We start from the raw sequence: 17,125 nt of genomic DNA on the forward strand, positions 1-17,125 counted from the left end.
TCCACGCCGTCCTCCCGGGTGGCTTCACCGGACACCGTGCGCGGGTCGCCCCGTTCCGGGCGGCCCGCGCACACGTGTGTCGGGCCGCGCTCAGCCGAAGGGCCCGCCGGTGATGGTCAGGGCGGCGAAGACGATCAGCCCGCCGAGGCCGACGTAACACAGCACGTCGACCGCACGACCGCGAATCTTGAGCATCCCGACCTGGGCGTCGGTGAGCATCGCGCGCAGCACGGCGGCGACCAGGAGCGCACCGCCGATCAGGGCCGTGCCCTGTCGCCAGTGGTACATGCCGATCCGCACCCCGCCCGCGAGGACGAGCAGGAAGACCACGGCCAGCGGCACGTGCACCAACCAGCCGCGGCCACCGGCATCGGGGTCGCGGCGCTCGGCGGGTCCCGGGGCAGGCGTGGTCATGGTCAGCGAGCCGCGCGCTCGGCGGCCTCGACGACGTTGGACACGAGCATCGCCCTGGTCATCGGTCCCACACCGCCCGGATTGGGTGACAGGAAGCCGGCGACCTCCTCGACGCCCGGGGCGACGTCGCCGGCCAGCTTGCCGTCGACGCGGGAGACTCCGACGTCGAGCACCGCCGCACCCGGCTTGACCATGTCCGGCGTGATCAGCCCCGGCGAGCCGGCCGCCGCGACGACGATGTCGGCGCGGCTGACCTCCGCGGCCAGGTCACGCGTGCCCGTGTGGCACAGCGTCACGGTGGCGTTCTCACTCCGGCGCGTCAGCAGCAGGCCGATCGTGCGGCCCACGGTGATGCCGCGGCCGACGACCGCGACCCGCGCACCCTTCAGCGGCACGTCGTAGCGGCGCAGCAGCTCGATGATGCCGAGCGGCGTGCACGGCAACGAGCCCTCCTGGCCGAGCACGAGCCTGCCGAGGCTGATGGGGGCGAGCCCGTCGGCGTCCTTCTCCGGCGCGATGCGCTCGAGGATCGCGTTGGTGTCGATGTGCGCGGGCAGGGGCAGCTGCACGATGTAACCCGTGCACGCCGGGTCGGCGTTCAGCTCGTCGACGACCTTCTCGAGCTCGGCCTGCGTCGTGTCCTCGGGCAGGTCCCGGCGGATGGAGTTGATGCCGACCTTCGTGCTGTCGGCGTGCTTCCACTTCACGTAGGAGTGCGAACCGGGGTCGTCGCCCACCAACACGGTGCCGAGTCCGGGCGTGATGCCCCGCTCGGCGAGTGCCGCGACCCGTGGGGTCAGCTCCGCGAAGATGGCTTCCTTGGTGGCCTTGCCGTCGAGAATCGTCGCCGTCACGAGGACAGTCTCCCAAACCGCCGGCCGCGTTTCCGCCCGCCCAGGGATGCGATGGCGATGGCGACCAACGCCACGCCGCACGCCACCACGGTCGAGACCGCCGGGCCCTCTCCTGCCGCGGGAATGAACACGTCCATCAACAGTGATCCGATGAGCTGACCCGCCACGGTGCTCAACCCGAGCAGCAGCACCCCGATCCACGAAACCACGAACGACGCCGTCGCGATGAACACGATTCCGACCAGACCGCCGAGGTACAGCACCGGGTTCGCAGGCCACCCGTTCGGCGGCCCGTTCACGGCGAGGGACACCAGCCACGCCAGGACGAGCACCGTCGTGCCCGTCGTGAAGTTGACGAGCGCGGCGGTGAGCGCGCTGCCCGACACGGCGTTGACGTGCCCGTTGAACGCCTGCTGCACCGCCATCCCGGCTCCCGCCGCGAACGGCAGCGCGAGCATCGCGATGCGTGCGGGGTCGGCCTGTGCCGCGATGTCGCCCGCGAGCGCCCCGCCGACGGCGGCGACCGTCAGGGCCGCACCCGCCACCCGCAGCCAGGTGGTCGGCTCCTTGCCCGAAGGGCCAAGTCCGAACCGGTCGACGAACAGCCCGCTCACGGTCTGCCCCGCCACGACGCCGACGGTGAACAGGGCGACCCCGATGACGCCGACGGTCAGCGACTGGCCGAGTACGTAGGCGGCGCCCGCGACACCGCCGAGGACGTGCCACGGACGCAACGTGCCCGAGCGCAACGCGCCGAGGGCGGTGCGGGTACCCGCGCGCATCGACCGGGATATCGCGAGCCAGCAGAGCAGGAGCACCAGTCCGCCGCCGAACGAGACGACGGCGGCGAGTGCCGAGTCGCCCAGTTCGACACTGAGCTGACCGTTGACCCGTGCCTGGACCGACATCCCCATGCCGGCGGATACGGCAAGGACCGCACCCCACACCCGCCGGGCGGTTGACGTGCTTGCTGTCGATGTGTCCGGATCGCGCATTCGATCCGTACTGGCGGTAGCCATCGCGTGCCATTGTGCGCCCCCACCCGCACGGGGCATCCCGACCACCTCCTCGGGTGTGTTCGCTCCCACTCTGCGCATGTCAGGGCCGCTGACGGGCCTGCAACGGGGTGGAACCGACCGCGGATATCGGCGGCGGCCGTGCATTCGGGAAACGGATTAGTCAAGATGTGGGCGTGGCACTTCCGACCCAGCTGAACGCGACCGAGCAGGACACTCTGGTCAAGCAGATCGGCCTCTCGCTCCTCAGGGCCGCCCCGCGCGACTGGCGCAGGGTGACCGCGGTGTACCGCGCCGTGGGGAGGTATCACGAGCTGACCGGCGAGGTCGTCACCGCCGACGGATCGACGCAGGAGTGGGTCGCCACCCACGACATCGCGACGTTGTTCGGCAAGCTGCGCGCCGGGATGTACCGCGAAGGCAGGGGCACCTGGTTCAACGCGCGCTACCAGCTCGACCACCCCTCGAGCTACAACCTCGAGTACGACCGCGACGAGCCCACGTGGGACCTGGCCCCGCCGTCGCAGGCCTACGCCGACGAACTGCGCATGTTCCCGCGTTCGGAGGAGAACGTCCCCGACTGGCTGATGCGCCGCATGGCCGGACTCGGCCCCGAGCGCACCGGCCCGCGGTTCCGCATGGCGCGGATCTTCGACGGCGCCGGTCCGAACGGCCCCGTGGTGACGCGGCCCGAACTCGGCGCCGACGAGCGCGACCGCGTGCTCGACTACCTCGAGGCCGCTCCCCTCGTCGTGCCGGTGCGCGGCTACGACGTCGACCGGCTCGCCTCGGCCCAGTCGGCCGACGTGCCGATCGCGTTCCACAGCGACGGCTCGTGGATCTGGCCCGCCGCCGTGAACCACTACCTGCGCGAGCACGGTGTGTCGCCGGAACCGGACCTGGTGCAGCACATCCGCGCCAACGGGTTCTCCGTGCCCGACGTGCCGGACGAGACACGCCAGGCCGCCGCGGCCCACGTGAACCACGGCCAGGCTCCCCAGCCTGCCGAACCCGCCGAGCCTGCCGAGTCCGCCGCGGACGACCAGAGCACCAAGCAGACACCGTCCGCAGCCGCCCCCGCCGGTACTTCCACCGGCGAGGCACGCACTGCCGAGGCAGCAGGTGCCGGCGAGGCCGGTGACGCGGGAGCGACCCGCGTGACCGAGCCGGCCGAGACCGGCGAGCCCACGTCCACGAGCGCCGCGGCGTTCGGTGCGGCCGGACTGGCCGGTGCCGGCGCGGTGGGTGCCGCGGGTGCCATGGCCGCGAGGAACGGCACGCCCCCGGCCGAGCAGACCGACGAACCCGAACTGCCCGTACGCAGGCCCGGCGAGGCCGCCCAGGCGTTGGACGAGCAGTTCGGTGGTCACGGCGAGCGTCCGGCCAGCGCCGAACGGTCCCCGTTCGACCCCGTCACGCCTGCCGGTGAGACCGCTCCGGACGACCGCAGGGACGTCCGTGACCCGCGGGACGAGTACGACCACGACGCACGCGCGGAGGAGCGTCCCGGCGCCTACGGCACCGGCGACCCGGCCGACGAGGCCGCTCACTCCGAGCGAGACCCACGACTCGAGGACCTCGACGACGAGCCCACCTCGTCGTTCGAACAGACGCAAGGGTTCGAACAGACCCAGGGATTCGAACCGGACTCGACCTTCGAACAGAGCACCACATACACGCAGGTGCCCGACTTCGGTGCCCGCGAGACCTCCGGTGGGGCGAACGCGGCCGAACCCGAGGACGCCGGCGAAGCCGGCCGGGAACGGACACCGTTCGGCCGGCCCGAGACCGAGCAGACCGAATCGCGCGAGTCCGGTCCCGACCTCGACTCCGGCCCGCCGACCACGGTGACCAACCCGGTCGTGCCTCCTGCCGAGCAGGAGGAGGAACGCACCGCACCCAACCCGCGGCAGCAGTTCGACGAGCCGCGCGAGGAGGAGAGCACCGAGAGCGCCGAGCATCGTGAGACGGGCGGGCTGAACGGCATCACCGGCGTGGCCGGCGCCGCGGGGGTGGCCGGTGCCGCGGGAGTCGCGGGCATGGCCGCCGCGAGCCGCTTCGGTGACGACCGCTTCGGTGCCGACCGGGACGCCGACCGTCCCGAACGGGACGAGCGCGACGCCGGGTTCCGGGAGCCGGGACACGCCGACCTCGACCGCCCCGAACCCGCTGACCACCGGGACCGCGCTGACCACGAACGTCCGGGACAGGAGCGCCCCGGCCTCGGCCGCCCCGACTTCGAGCGGCCGGAGTTCGACCGGCCGGGCGAATACGACCGTCCGGGCCACCAGCACGCCGGATACGAGCCCGGGGGATACGAACCAGCAGCGTACGAACCGCGCGAGGCCAACGGACGGCACGCGGGCCCGGGTGCCGAGCAGCGCCCCGCAGCGCCCGTGGCCGCCGACCACGATCCGGGTCCGCCCACGCAGATCGGCAACATGCCGCCGCAGGACCCCGAGCTGGACGACCTGCAGGACAAGCTGGACGAACTCCAGGTGCCGGACGAGTACTACGTGCTCGGCATGCCCGCAGAGCACGGGTGGAGCATCGAGCGGGTCGCGGAAGGCTGGCGCGTCGGCTGGTACGAGGGCGGCCTCAAGAGCCCTGCGGTGTTCGGCGACGCCGCGGACGCCAAGGCGTTCATGCTCGGCAAGGTGCTCCTGTCGCCCGACGGCGTCGACGAGGCGCCTGCAGCCGACGAGTACGACTACGACGACGAGTACCGCGAGGACTACGGCGAGGGGTACGGCGACTACGACGAACCCGCCGCAGAACCGCAGCAGGCTCCGTCGCGGCCGCTGACGGCCACGCTGTCGTCCGACATCGCGACCGGCGCGGTTCGCCCCGGCGACCGCGGACCGGCAGGCGAGGCGGCAGGAACCCGGATGATGGCCCCGGCGGGCGATCCGGCCATGGGCCACGGCGCACCCGCTGCCGCCCCGGCGCCGCCGCGGGAGCCGGTCGGGGCACCTCAGCAGGCCGCTCCACCCCGGCACACCGCCGCCGCGGAACCGCGACCGGCCGGCCAGGGCCACGGTGGACAAGGCCAGGGTCAGGGCGGCCAGCAGTGGCCGATCCAGCCGCTGCCGGGCGAACCACCGCTGACCCTGTTCCGCGGCAAGGAGATGCGCACTCTGCCCGCGGGCAGCGAGCTCGACCGGTTCGGCGGTGCGAACGGCAACCTCACGTACGCGGCGGGCACCCCGTTCGAGGAGCGCTCGCTCGTTCCGGAGTGGGTCAACCGCCCGTACCACGTGTATCGCGTCCAGCGGCCGCTCGAAGCGCTCGCGGGAGTCGCGATTCCGTGGTTCAACCAGCCCGGAGGCGGTGCGGCCTACATGCTGCCCGCATCCATCGAGGAGTTGCTGGCCGACGGTGACCTGATCGAGCTGGATCCGGGCGAACCGCCGATCGACTGACACCTGGGCCCGCACGGGACGTCCGTGCGGGCTCGGTTTCCCGCCTGCGCCCGTTCCTGCGACGGGCGCAGGCGGGGCCGCAGGAACGGGATCGCCCCTGTGACGGGAAATCAGTGCACAATCAGGCCGTGGGCCGCGGCGTACCGGACCGCGATGTCGACGTCGACGTGCGTGCCGGTCAGGTCGGCCGCCGTCAGGGCACGCGTGTCCAGCCGCGCGCCGCGCAGGTCGGCGTCGGTCAAGCGGGTTCCGCTCAGCGTGGCGCCGGTCAGGTCCGCCTCGCGCAGGTTCGCCGAGCGGAGGTCGGTCCCGGTCAGGTTGGCCTCGCGCAGGCGCATGCCCGACAGGTTCGTTCCGCGCAGCACGCCGCCCGCCAAGGACACGAGCGTGAGATCGCAGTCGGACAACGTGATCGTGCGCAACAGTCCACAGTCGACGAACACGCTGCCGAGCAACGAACACCCTGCCCACGAGACATTGCCGAGCATGGTGCGGTCGAACGTGCACGTACGGAACGCCGTTGAGCGGTGCGCGGACTCTCCGAGGTCGGTCCGCGTGAAATCGCAGTGGTCGAACGTGCATCCGGCGGTCGTGAGCTCGCGCAGGTCGGCGTCGGTGAAATCGCACCGGACGAACCGCCTGCCCTCCCATCGCTGGCCGGACAACACGGCGTCGCGGTAGTTCTCGCCGATCTCCGCACCGGCCTCCGAGCCGGTCTCTCGGTCGATCACCGAGTCGCCGTCCGGGCCGGGCGCCGGGTCGATGCGGGCGGAGTCTGCTGGGCCGGAGCCGGATTCGGGGGAATGCACGCCGCCAGAATCGCACACCGGCTCGCGCCCGCGCGGTCACCGGAAATCCCTCGACTGCGCGGTGATCCGCATCGGCAGGTGCTGCAGGCGGTCGGCGCGCAGGCTGACGACACCGTCCGCCCGTTCGACGATCCCGCGTACGAGCATCGCCCTGCTCGACCGCGCGACCCGGTGGTAGCGCTCCCACAGGCCACGGGTGCAGACCACGTTGACCATGCCGGTCTCGTCCTCGATGTTGACGAACGTGATGCCGCCCGCCGTCGCTGGACGCTGCCGGTGGGTGACGGCCCCGCCGATGAGCACGCGCGTGCCGTCCTCCACCTCCTGTAGGTCCTTGGCGGGGACCACGCCGAGCGCGTCGAGCCGGTCGCGGACGAACTGGGTGGGAAAGCTGTCCGGGGACACTCCGGTCGCCCAGACGTCGGCGGCCGCCACCTCGACCTCGTCCATCCCCGGAAGCGTCGGTGCTTCCACGGCCGGTGTGGTGCCGGGGAGTTTCTCGGGCCGTTCCTGCGCAACGGCGCCCGCGGACCAGAGCGCCTTCCGCCGGTCCCCGCTCACCGCGTCGAAACATCCGAAGGCGCCCGCGGTGGCCAGCGCCTCCATCTGCGGTGTGGTGAGCCGGACGCGCCTGGCCACATCGGCCATGTCCCGGTACCGGCCGTGGGTTCTCCGCTCATCCACGAGTCGCTGTGCGAGCGAATCGCCGATCTCGCGCACCCCGCCGAGTCCGAGTCGGACGGCGTGGTTCCTGCGGATCTCCCCGGCGTCCCGGCCATCACCGTCGAGCGGTTCCAGGTCCGCGTGCACGTCGCTGGCGTTGATGTCCGGTCCACGCACCGTCACGTCGTGTCTGCGGGCATCGGCCACCAGCGACTGCGGCGAGTAGAAGCCCATCGGCTGGGCGCGCAGCAGCCCGGCGCAGAAGGCATCCGGGTAGTAGTACTTGAAGTACGCGCTGGCGAAGACCACGTAGGCGAAGCTGAGTGCGTGGCTCTCCGGGAAGCCGAAGTGGGAGAACGCGCGCATCTTCTCGAAGATGCGCGCCGCCATCTCCCTGTCCACTCCGTTGCGGGCCGCCCCGTCGTAGAACCGTTGCCGCAGTCGTTCCATCTTCCGCCCCGACCGTTTCGAGCCCATGGCGTGCCGGAGCTCGTCGGCCTCCGCCGCGGTGAACCCGGCGACGTCGAGGGCCAGCTGCATCATCTGTTCCTGGAACAGCGGCACCCCGTAGGTCCTGCCGAGCGCGTTCGCCATCAACGGGTGGTCGTGTCGCCACTTCTCCTGCTTGTTGGCCCGGCGGATGTACGGGTGCACCGATCCGCCCTGGATGGGTCCCGGCCGGATCAACGCGACCTCGATGGCCAGGTCGTAGAACTCCTTCGGCGCCAATCGGGGCAGGGTCGCGAGTTGTGCCCGGCTCTCCACCTGGAACACGCCGATCGCGTCGGCGCGGCGCAACATCGCGTAGACGTTCTCGTCGTCGAGCGGAAGGTCGTCGAGATCCACCTCGATGCCCTTGCGGTCGCGCACCATGTCGCGCATGTAGTGCAGCGCCGAGAGCATGCCGAGCCCGAGCAGGTCGAACTTGACGAGGCCGGCCCACGCACAGTCGTCCTTCTCCCACTGCAGCACGCTCCGGTCGGCCATCCGCGCCCATTCGACGGGGACGACCTCGCTCACCGGGCGATCGCAGATGACCATGCCTCCCGGGTGGATGCCCAGATGCCGTGGGAAGTCCTCGAGCGCACCCGCCACGGCGAGCACGTTCCGTGGAATGTCGTGATCGGACTGTTCCCGCAGCTGACTCAGCGGACCCCAGTGGTCGATCTGTTTGCTCCACGCGTCCTGTTGCCCGGGGGAATGCCCCAGTGCCTTGGCCGCGTCGCGCACGGCCGACCGCGCGCGGTAGGTGATGACGTTGGCGACCAGCGCGGTCCGCAGCCTGCCGTGTTTGGTGTAGACGTACTGGATCACCTCCTCGCGCCGGTCGGACTCGATGTCGAGGTCGATGTCCGGATAGCCGTCGCGGTCGGGGGCCAGGAACCGTTCGAACAACAGCCGCCACTTGATCGGATCGACCCGCGTGATCCCGAGCGCGTAGCAGACTGCGGAGTTGGCTGCCGATCCTCTGCCCTGGCACAGGATGTCGTTGGCGCGGCAGAACCGCACGATGTCCCAGACGATCAGGAAGTACCCGGGGAATCCGAGCTTCTCGATGATGTCGAGTTCGTGGTCGAGCTGGGCGTAGGCGTCGGGACGATCGGCTCGCGTGCCGTAGTGGCGCTGCGCCTTCCGATAAGTCAGCTCGCGAAGATGGGACGCCTCGTCCTCGCCCTCGGGAACCTCGAACGGCGGCAGCGAGGGAGCGAGGATCTCCAACGGGAAGGCGTAGCGCTCGGCGAGCAGCGCGGCGCGCTGCACGGCGCCGGGATACCGCGCGAACCTGGCCTGCATCTCGGCTCCGGACCGCAGGTGCGCGGCACCGGACGCGGCCAGCCACCCCTCCATCTCGTCCAGGCTGCGCCGGGCCCGGATCGCCGACACCGCCTGCGCGACGGGCGCCTGGCTCGGCCGCGCGTAGTGGACGGCTCCGGTCGCCACCGTCTGCACACCCAGCCGTGCCGCGACGGCCGCGAGTTGATCGTTGTGCAGGCTGTCGGAAGGCCGTCCGTGGTCGATGAGTTCGACGTGGACGTCCTCGCGCCCGAACCGATCGATCAGTCCGCGCAGCGCCTCCTCCGCGGCGTCCGGTCCGCGTTCGGTGAGCGCGCGGCGAACGGCACCCTTGCGGCAGCCGGTGAGGACCACGCACCGGCCCGCGACCTCGTCGGTGATCTCGTCGGGGTCGTACACGGGCCTGCCCTTCTCCGCCCGCTCGGACCTCGGGAGTTCCCGGTCGTGCCCACGCAGCTGTCCCGCCGTGATGGCCCTGCACAGGCTCGTGTAGCCGTCCTGTCCCTTGGCCAGCAGCAACAGGTGTTCGCCGTCGGGGTCGGCGACGCCGTTCGGCGGTTCGGACAGGCCGAGGCTCAGTTCGGCGCCGAACACGGTGCGCATGCCGACCTCGTCGGCGGCCTCGGCGAACCGGGCCGCGCCGTACATGCCGTCGTGGTCGGTGATCGCGATGGCGTCGAGTTCGAGGCGCGCCGCCTCCTCGATCAGTTCCTCGGGGTGGCTCGTGCCGTCGAGGAAGCTGAAGTTGGAGTGACAGTGCAGTTCGGCGTAGGGAACCCGGCCGCGGGCTCCCGTGTCGTCCCTGCCCGGTGGGCTCAGGTTCGGGGGCTTGGCGTACTTCTCCCTCTTCCTGCCCCATGCCGGGCTGTCGTTCCCGTCCCCCGACTCCGGTGGTACGTCCCGGCCCGACAGGGTGCGTTCCAGTTCCCGCCACGGAACCGGCGGATTGTTCCAGCCCATGCTCAGTCGCTTTCCGGGGAACGTCTCGGCTGCGGGATCACCGGCCACGACATCGCGGCCAGGTCCGGGTACTCGACGTCCGGGATCCGCTCCGGGTTGCCGTGTGACGTGTCGTCGTTCATCAGTCGTACACCCCTTCGACCGTCCATTTCGGATACTTCCCGTCCTGCCAGCACAGCAGCAGTGCGGCAGGGGGCCGCTCCGCCGTTTCGCCGAGCACCACCTGTACGCGGACCCTTCGTCCCGGACCGTCCGGGTCCCACCACCGGGCGGTGACGGGCCACGGGCCCGCCCAGTCGTGCACGTCGCGCACGTCGTGTTCGCCCCGGCCTGCTCGGGCGCCGCCGGCACCCGCACCGTCCGGATCGAAGGCCACGGTCGCCGGACGTGCCGAGAGCCGATTCCGTTCGGTCACGCCGATCTCCGTCCCGTCCGCGCCGAGAACCGTGGCCGACGGCGGTTCCGGGAAGACCGTCGCCGGGGACGGCCCCGGCAGGCGTTCCGGCCACGGGCGGCGGTCCTCGTCGGGGAGCCGGTCGCCCCACGGCACGAGCCGCACCTGTTCGGCAGGGCCCCTGCCCCCACCGAGAACGGCGGTGTGGACGCCGTCGGGCCCGAGCAGTCCCTGGACGTGCACCAGTGCGCGGGCGGCCTTGTCGGCTTCCGGGGTGTGTTCCGCTCCCGAGCCGCCGGCCCACAGTCCGAGTTGCAGTGCGCTTCCCTCGACGGTCTCCTCCGGCTCGAGCCGGAGTTCCGTCACTCCCGCGGTGGGCCCGTCACCTCGACGGCGGCCTTGCGTCAGCCACCCTTCGAACTGCCAGCGGACGCGGTCGGCGATGCCGTCGGGAGTGAGGGGTTCGGCGCAGCGCCAGCTTCTGCCGAGTTCCTCGCCCGCACCCGTCGTGGCGCGAATGCCCAGCCTGGTGCAGGCCAGACCCCGGGACGCCAGCCCGGCATGGAACCGGTGCGCCACCGTGCGGGCCAGGAACGCCGCGGCGTCGACACGGTCGAGCGGTGGGTCGCACTGCTGCGTGACGGCCAGGTCAGGGGCGGGACGTCGCCGGTCCGGCGGACGTTCGTCCCGTCCTCCCGCCAGCCGGTGGGCGATCAGCCCCTCGGCCCCGAAGCGGGCGAGCACGTCGCGTTCGGCAAGGGCTGCGAAGTCGCCAAGGGTGCGGATTCCCAAGCGGCGCAACAGGTCCACCAGTCCACCGCGGTCGGTGCCCGGTTGGTCGAGTTCGCCGACATCCAGTGCTGCCAGGAACTCCGCTGCGGCGCCCTCCGGAACGAGCATCGACCGATGCGCGGCCAGGGTCGCGGCGAAGAGTCCTTCGGCGATGCCGACCTGACATTCGGCCCCCGCACTGGCCGACACGTGGTCGACGAGCCGTTCCAGCAGCGGATGTTCCCCGCCGAAGTACCGCGAAGCCCCCGCGACGGGCACCGACACCACGCCGGGGCGCACGACCTCGACGCCGACCACGAGATCCTCCACCGCCATGGCGACGGCCTCGAAGAGGCGCGCGTCCCGATCGGGGTCGTCGGCAAACACGGCGAGTTCGGGACACCGGAACTGTGCCTCCCTCCTGCGCATGCCGCGGCGCACGCCCACCGCACGGGCCACGGCCGAGCACGCCACGACCCGGTTGGCGACGAGGACCGCCGCGGGCTCGTCCACCGGCAGTCCCGCCTCGGAGGCGGCGGCCACGACGGGCCAGTCCGGGCACCACAACACCAGCATCCGCGCCGGTACGTACTCCGACCCGCTCATCCCGCACGCACCCCCGCCAGCGGTGCCCGCTCGGATGGCTGGGCGGGCTGCGGGTGATCGGGCCGAGGCTGGACCGGCTGGGGCCGGCCTGCGAGGTCGAGCTGTTCGATCGCGCCGGACGGCCCCGGCAGTGCCAGCACGGCACGCCTCGGCCTGGCGGCACCGCGACGTCCGGTGGCCTCGATCGCGACCGCACGCCGCGTCAGCCGCCCGTACCCGTCGTCCGTGCCGGACCAGCCGACGGTGCGGCAACGCAGCTCCACCTCGGCTCCCGGCCACGACCCGAAGGTCAACAACACCGACCCGCGGTTCCGTGCGCGCGCCGACAACCGGCGTGCGGTGTCCGCGTGCCGCGCGCCGTTCGTCCCGTACGCCGTGCCCGCGGGAACGGCGACGAGATCGACACCGTCGAGCAGGGCCGCCGTCACCGCCGCGAAGTCGGCTCCGGGACGAGGGATCAGGGCGAGCCGGCGGATCGCGACCCCGAGTTCGTGCGCAGCCAGCACGCCCAACCGCGGCATGCCCACGGCGGCCGCCCACGAGCCGTGGGACGTCGCCTCGGCCAGCAGCGCGAGCAGCACGCTCGTGGAGCCGCTGACGGACACCGTGCTGCCGCGGCGCACCCCGCCCCACGGCAACAGTTGCGCCAACGGCAGGGCCACCGGCAGGACCCTGCTGTCCGCACCGGCCGTGTTCGTGACGCCGGCCAGGTCGCCCGTGCCACTCGGGCTGTCCGGGCCGTCCGCCACGCCGACGAGTCCCCGCGGACCCGACACTCCCGCTTCGCAGGCACGACCGGGACCACCCGCACCGTCCGGGCTCCGCGACGCCCTTCCGCGCTCCCCTCCGCTCGCCGAACCGCGCAGCGCGATACCGCTGGCCGTGCCGACCCCCGGCAACGCCGCCAGCCGGGCCACGGTGTCGTTCACCCCTTCACCACCGGCCACGGCGTCCGCCACCGCGGTATCACCGACTGTGTCATCGGCTGTGTCGCCTGCGCCGATGGCCATCTGTGTCGACATAGCGATCACCGCCCCCTTCACACACAGGGATCGCAGGCGCGAACGTCCACGGTGGACGCACGCGCCGATACACATGTCCGTCGTCTGATGTCCGGCCGCGACGAAGGCGGCTCCGGCTGATGTCCCGACTCCCCGCTGACTACCTCGAGCTTGCCGTCTCGAACCGATGTTCGATAGAGTTCACATAGAACATGAGTTCGAAGATCGTGTCAAGCCGCACTGGACGCCGGGAGAGCCCGGACACGACCCAGACACCACATCGCCCCGGCGCCGACGGGCACCGAGGCGATGTGGACGAGTCGTGTGTGAAGGAAGGGGGCGAGATCAGTGCGCGAAGTGGCGGGTCCCGGTGAGGTACAGCGTCACGCCCGCGGCCTCGGCCGCCGCGATGACCTCGGCGTCCCGCACCGAGCCACCCGGCTGCACCACCGCGCGGACACCCGCGTCCAGCAGCACCTGAAGCCCGTCGGGGAACGGGAAGAACGCGTCGGACGCAGCGACCGAACCCTGCGCGCGCTCCCCTGCCCGCTGGACGGCCAGCCGCGAGGAGTCGACCCGGTTGACCTGCCCCATCCCGACACCGACGGTCGCGCGGTCGTGGGCGAGCAGGATGGCGTTCGACTTCACCGCGCGGATCGACCGCCATGCGAAACGCAGGTCCGCGAGGGTCTGTTCGTCGGCGTCCTGCCCCGTGGCGAGCGTCCAGTCCGCGGGGTCGTCGCCTTCGGCGTCGATGCGGTCGGCGCTCTGCATCAGCATTCCGCCCGAGATGGGCCGCAGTTCGACGTCGGAGGTGACCGGCTCGGGCAGCGTCAGCAACCGCACGTTCTTCTTGCGGGTCAGCACCTCGAGCGCGTCCTCGTCGAACGCCGGAGCCAGAACGACCTCGGTGAACACGTCGGCGATCTGCTCGGCCATGGCCAGCGAGACCGGGCGGTTGGCCGCGATCACCCCGCCGAACGCCGACACCGGGTCGCAGGCGTGCGCCTTGCGGTGCGCCTCCGCGATGTCCTCGCCGAGGGCGATGCCGCACGGGTTGGCGTGCTTGATGATCGCCACCGCGGGTTCGTCGAAGTCGGCCGCCGCGCGTCGCGCCGCGTCGGTGTCGACGTAGTTGTTGTACGACATGGCCTTGCCGTGCAGCTGTTCGGCGTGGGCGATGCCGTGCTCACCGGGTCGCCGGTACATCGCGGCCGTTTGGTGCGGGTTCTCGCCGTAACGCAGCACGTCACCGCGTTCCCACGTCGCGCATGCGAAGTCGGCGAAACCCGACTCGTCGGCAGGCGCGTACGAGCCGGCGAACCACGACGCGACGGCCGCGTCGTACGACGCCGTGTGGGCGTACGCCTTGGCCGCCAGCCGCTTGCGTTCCTCGAAGCTGAACCCGCCCGCGCGCACGCGCTCGAGCACCCAGTCGTAGTTGGAGGGTTCGACGACGACGCCGACCGACCCGTGGTTCTTCGCGGCGGCACGCACCATGGCCGGTCCGCCGATGTCGATGTTCTCGACGCAGTCCTCGGGGCTCGCACCGGAGGCCACCGTCTGCGCGAAGGGGTACAGGTTCACCACGAGCAGGTCGAACGGCGCGATGTCCAGCGACGTGAGCTGTTCCTCGTGGTCCGGCCGGTTGCGGTCCGCGAGCAGGCCCGCGTGCACGCGCGGGTGCAGCGTCTTGACGCGGCCGTCGAACGACTCGGGGAATCCGGTGACCTCCTCGACCTTCGTCACCGGCACACCCGCGTCCGCGAGGACCTTCGCGGTGCCGCCGGTGGAGACGATCTCCACCCCGGCGGCGTGCAGGCCCGTGCCGAGTTCGAGCAGGCCCGCCTTGTCCGACACCCCGATCAGCGCACGCCGAATCGGGCGCTGCCCGGCCCCAGGAGTCTGCTCGCTCACGACAACCTCACCTTTCGTCCGTCCACCGTGCACCCCGCACGGGCAAGCTTCGCGATCACGTCCACGAGCAGGCGACGTTCGGTCACCTTGATCCGCTCGTGCAGGCTGGACTCGTCGTCATCGGGCTCCACGACCACCGGTTCCTGCGCGATGATCGGGCCCGTGTCCACGCCGGTGTCGACGAAATGCACCGTCGACCCGGTGACCTTGACCCCCATCGCGAGCGCGTCGGCCACCGCGTGCATGCCCGGGAACGCCGGCAGCAACGCGGGATGCGTGTTGATCACCCGGTTCGGGAAGGTCTCCAGGAACGCCGGCCCCAGCAGCTTCATGAACCCGGCGGAGACGACGAGATCGGGTTCGTACGCCGCGACGGCGTCACTCAGGGCCTTGTCCCAGGCGGCGCGATCGGGATGGTCCGCGGTACGGACGGTGAAATGCGGAATGCCCGCGCGGTCGGCACGCTCGAGCGCTTCGGCTCCCGCACGGTCGGTGCCCACGGCCACGACGGTGGCCGGGAAGGGCGGTTCGGCAACCGCGTCGAGGACGGCCTGCAACAGGGTGCCGGACCCCGAGGCGAGAACGACCAGTTTCGCCTGTGCCGGCAACTCCAACCTGGTAACCAGAACGCTTCTCCTAGCCGGACGCCTCTTCAAGCCGCTAGTCCTGCGACCGCGCACATCGCCATGACCTGGTGACCACACCCTAACGCCGGCGCGGCCTCGCACACGCCGAGGTGTCAGTGACGGTCGGCACCCCGGTCCTGGTCACGGCCCTCATCAGGGGATTCGTCGACCTCGGCACCGGTGACTCCGTGCCCGTCGTGGCCGGAGTCACCGTTATCGGCATCGTCGGAATCACCGTCGTCGCCTGCCGAGTCGGCCGTGGGGGTGTCCTCGCGACCCTCGGTGTCGGTTGCGGTGTCGTCGGTTGCGGTGTCGTCGGCTTCGATGTCGAGGTCGGTGTCGATCTCGTCGTTGGCTTCGTCGATCTCGTCGACCTCGGCGGCTGTGTCGGTGTCGGTGTCGTCCGGGTGGTCGGCATCCGTCTCGTCGTCGAGGTCCAGCTCGTCGTCGTACTCATCGGCGAGATCACCGTCCTCGTCGGCACCGTCCTCGTCAGCACCGTCCTCGTCAGCAGTGTCTTCGTCGGCTGCACCCTCGTCGGCGGTGTCCTCGTCGGACTCGCCCGTCTCCGCATCGGCATCGGCATCCTCATCGGCGTCCCCGGTGTCCTCGGCCGGTTGCGGACGCGGACCGGCGAACCACGCGACCAACGCCCCCGGAAGCGCGATCCAGAGGAACGCGGCGATGGAGACGAACCCGAGCGGAATCCCCACCGGGTCGAACGGGCCGGAAGCAAGACGTCCACCGGCGAGGAAACCGGCGACGACCGTGCCGAAACCGACCAACGCTCCCGCCACACCGACCGTGCGCAGTCGGGTCATCGGATCGTCGTGGCACGTCCGCAGGGTCCAGCCCACCAACGCGCCCACGGCGATGGGCAACAGCAGGAACACCGGCCACCACAGGGCCCGTTCGTCCGGCAACGCGCCGAGCAACGGGAACGGCGGCACTCCGCCACCGGTGAACGTGAACGGCCCCGCGGCGACACCACCGAGTTCGAGGCCAGGACCCGTGGCGAAACCGAGCGCCAGCACCACCGCGTTCGGCACGTACGCCACCGACAGCAGCCACAACCCGGTCGCGCTCCCGACCCCGGGTGCCACCTCGTGAAAGAGCGCACCGATAGTCGGAGCCGACAGCGACGTCGCCACGAAGAGCGTCAGGCACCCTGCGGCCAGCAATCCGGCGATGCCGAGTGCGCCTGCCCGCAGACCGTGCAACGCGATCGGATCCAGATAGCGCCGGAGTTCCGCGGTGAGGCCGCACTGCCGGGCCACGCCGACCGTCGCGGCCAGCGCCGCCACCAGCGCGGGAACGAAGATCGCGGACAGGACGTCGACGCTGATGTATCCGTCCCCCGAAACCACCGCGAGGATTCCGCCCGCAAGCGCATGCGCGCCCGCGATGGCGGCGATCACCGGTGGCACTCGGTTCACGGTCGTGCAGCCCAGCCGTCCCGCGGCACTCCGCGCGGTGCGTGCCACGAACACGCACACCCCGATGGTCGGCAACACGGGAAGCACGCCGAGCGGCTGACCGCCGATCTGCAACGGAACCTGATAGGCCGCGAGCCACACCGGTCCCGTCGTCGCGAACACCGCGGCGGTGGAGAAATGCGACGACGTCGCGATCGCGAGGATCAACGTCAACAGCGCGGCGGTGGCGAGGTACCCGGTCAGCAGCGGCGCCAGTGCGGCCGTCGCCAATGCGCGTACCCAGGCCGAACGAGACACCGGCTCGCCGTCCGCGGACGCGGAACGGGACGGGGAGGCGAGCAGGCTCATGCCCTCGACCATCGCAAACGGGCTCGCACCCCAGCACGCGCCACGCCGCGCGGCAACCTCTGATGAGAATCACGTTCGCCCGTCCGGGTTCCCC

11 protein-coding genes are annotated in these 17,125 nt (G+C 71.4%); 1 reads left to right on the forward strand and 10 read right to left on the reverse strand.

Annotated elements, in window-relative coordinates:
- Window positions 1-90: 90 nt before the first annotated feature.
- Genes IF64_RS0115260 through IF64_RS0115270 form a run of 3 tightly spaced genes read right to left on the reverse strand, consistent with a single transcriptional unit; the run spans window position 91 to window position 2,323 of the window.
- On the reverse strand, window positions 91-414 hold the full coding sequence (locus IF64_RS0115260) for a DUF3017 domain-containing protein (protein ID WP_030532785.1): 324 nt from the start codon (window positions 412-414) through the stop codon (window positions 91-93).
- A 2-nt stretch (window positions 415-416) separates the two neighbouring features.
- Window positions 417-1,268, reverse strand: a complete 852-nt coding sequence (locus IF64_RS0115265) for a bifunctional methylenetetrahydrofolate dehydrogenase/methenyltetrahydrofolate cyclohydrolase (RefSeq protein WP_030532786.1) — start codon at window positions 1,266-1,268, stop codon at window positions 417-419.
- On the reverse strand, window positions 1,265-2,323 hold the full coding sequence (locus IF64_RS0115270; protein WP_428829423.1) for a DMT family transporter: 1,059 nt from the start codon (window positions 2,321-2,323) through the stop codon (window positions 1,265-1,267). The genes IF64_RS0115265 and IF64_RS0115270 overlap by 4 nt, the downstream gene beginning before the upstream one ends.
- A 137-nt stretch (window positions 2,324-2,460) precedes the next feature.
- Between IF64_RS0115270 and IF64_RS27945 the strand changes: the two genes are divergently transcribed.
- Window positions 2,461-5,706 carry a glycohydrolase toxin TNT-related protein gene (locus tag IF64_RS27945; protein WP_030532788.1) on the forward strand — a complete coding sequence of 1,082 codons (3,246 nt, stop codon included), beginning with the start codon at window positions 2,461-2,463 and terminating at the stop codon, window positions 5,704-5,706.
- A 110-nt stretch (window positions 5,707-5,816) separates the two neighbouring features.
- On the opposite strand, the gene IF64_RS0115280 is transcribed toward IF64_RS27945, so the two are convergent.
- From IF64_RS0115280 to IF64_RS0115315, 7 genes are all read right to left on the reverse strand, one after another.
- Window positions 5,817-6,434 (reverse strand): pentapeptide repeat-containing protein, encoded by a 618-nt coding sequence (locus IF64_RS0115280; RefSeq protein ID WP_051757904.1) that lies wholly within the window; start codon window positions 6,432-6,434, stop codon window positions 5,817-5,819.
- A 117-nt stretch (window positions 6,435-6,551) separates the two neighbouring features.
- Window positions 6,552-9,932 carry an error-prone DNA polymerase gene (locus tag IF64_RS0115285; protein WP_030532790.1) on the reverse strand — a complete coding sequence of 1,127 codons (3,381 nt, stop codon included), beginning with the start codon at window positions 9,930-9,932 and terminating at the stop codon, window positions 6,552-6,554.
- 121 nt (window positions 9,933-10,053) lie between these two features.
- The gene (locus IF64_RS0115295) at window positions 10,054-11,703 is read right to left on the reverse strand and encodes a DNA polymerase Y family protein (protein WP_246134835.1); all 1,650 of its coding nucleotides are present in this window, start codon (window positions 11,701-11,703) and stop codon (window positions 10,054-10,056) included.
- Window positions 11,700-12,725 (reverse strand): hypothetical protein, encoded by a 1,026-nt coding sequence (locus IF64_RS27700; protein ID WP_211252592.1) that lies wholly within the window; start codon window positions 12,723-12,725, stop codon window positions 11,700-11,702. Before IF64_RS27700 ends, IF64_RS0115295 begins: the two co-directional genes overlap by 4 nt.
- A 324-nt stretch (window positions 12,726-13,049) precedes the next feature.
- A complete protein-coding gene (gene purH / locus IF64_RS0115305) occupies window positions 13,050-14,621 on the reverse strand; it encodes a bifunctional phosphoribosylaminoimidazolecarboxamide formyltransferase/IMP cyclohydrolase (protein ID WP_030532793.1) in 1,572 nt (523 codons plus the stop codon).
- Window positions 14,618-15,235 (reverse strand): phosphoribosylglycinamide formyltransferase, encoded by a 618-nt coding sequence (gene purN, locus IF64_RS0115310; protein ID WP_030532794.1) that lies wholly within the window; start codon window positions 15,233-15,235, stop codon window positions 14,618-14,620. Before purN ends, purH begins: the two co-directional genes overlap by 4 nt.
- Window positions 15,236-15,360: 125 nt before the next feature.
- Window positions 15,361-17,031, reverse strand: a complete 1,671-nt coding sequence (locus IF64_RS0115315; protein WP_211252593.1) for a cell division protein PerM — start codon at window positions 17,029-17,031, stop codon at window positions 15,361-15,363.
- Window positions 17,032-17,125: the final 94 nt, after the last annotated feature.

It is taken from the genome of Prauserella rugosa (assembly GCF_000719975.1).
Classification (GTDB): domain Bacteria; phylum Actinomycetota; class Actinomycetes; order Mycobacteriales; family Pseudonocardiaceae; genus Prauserella; species Prauserella rugosa.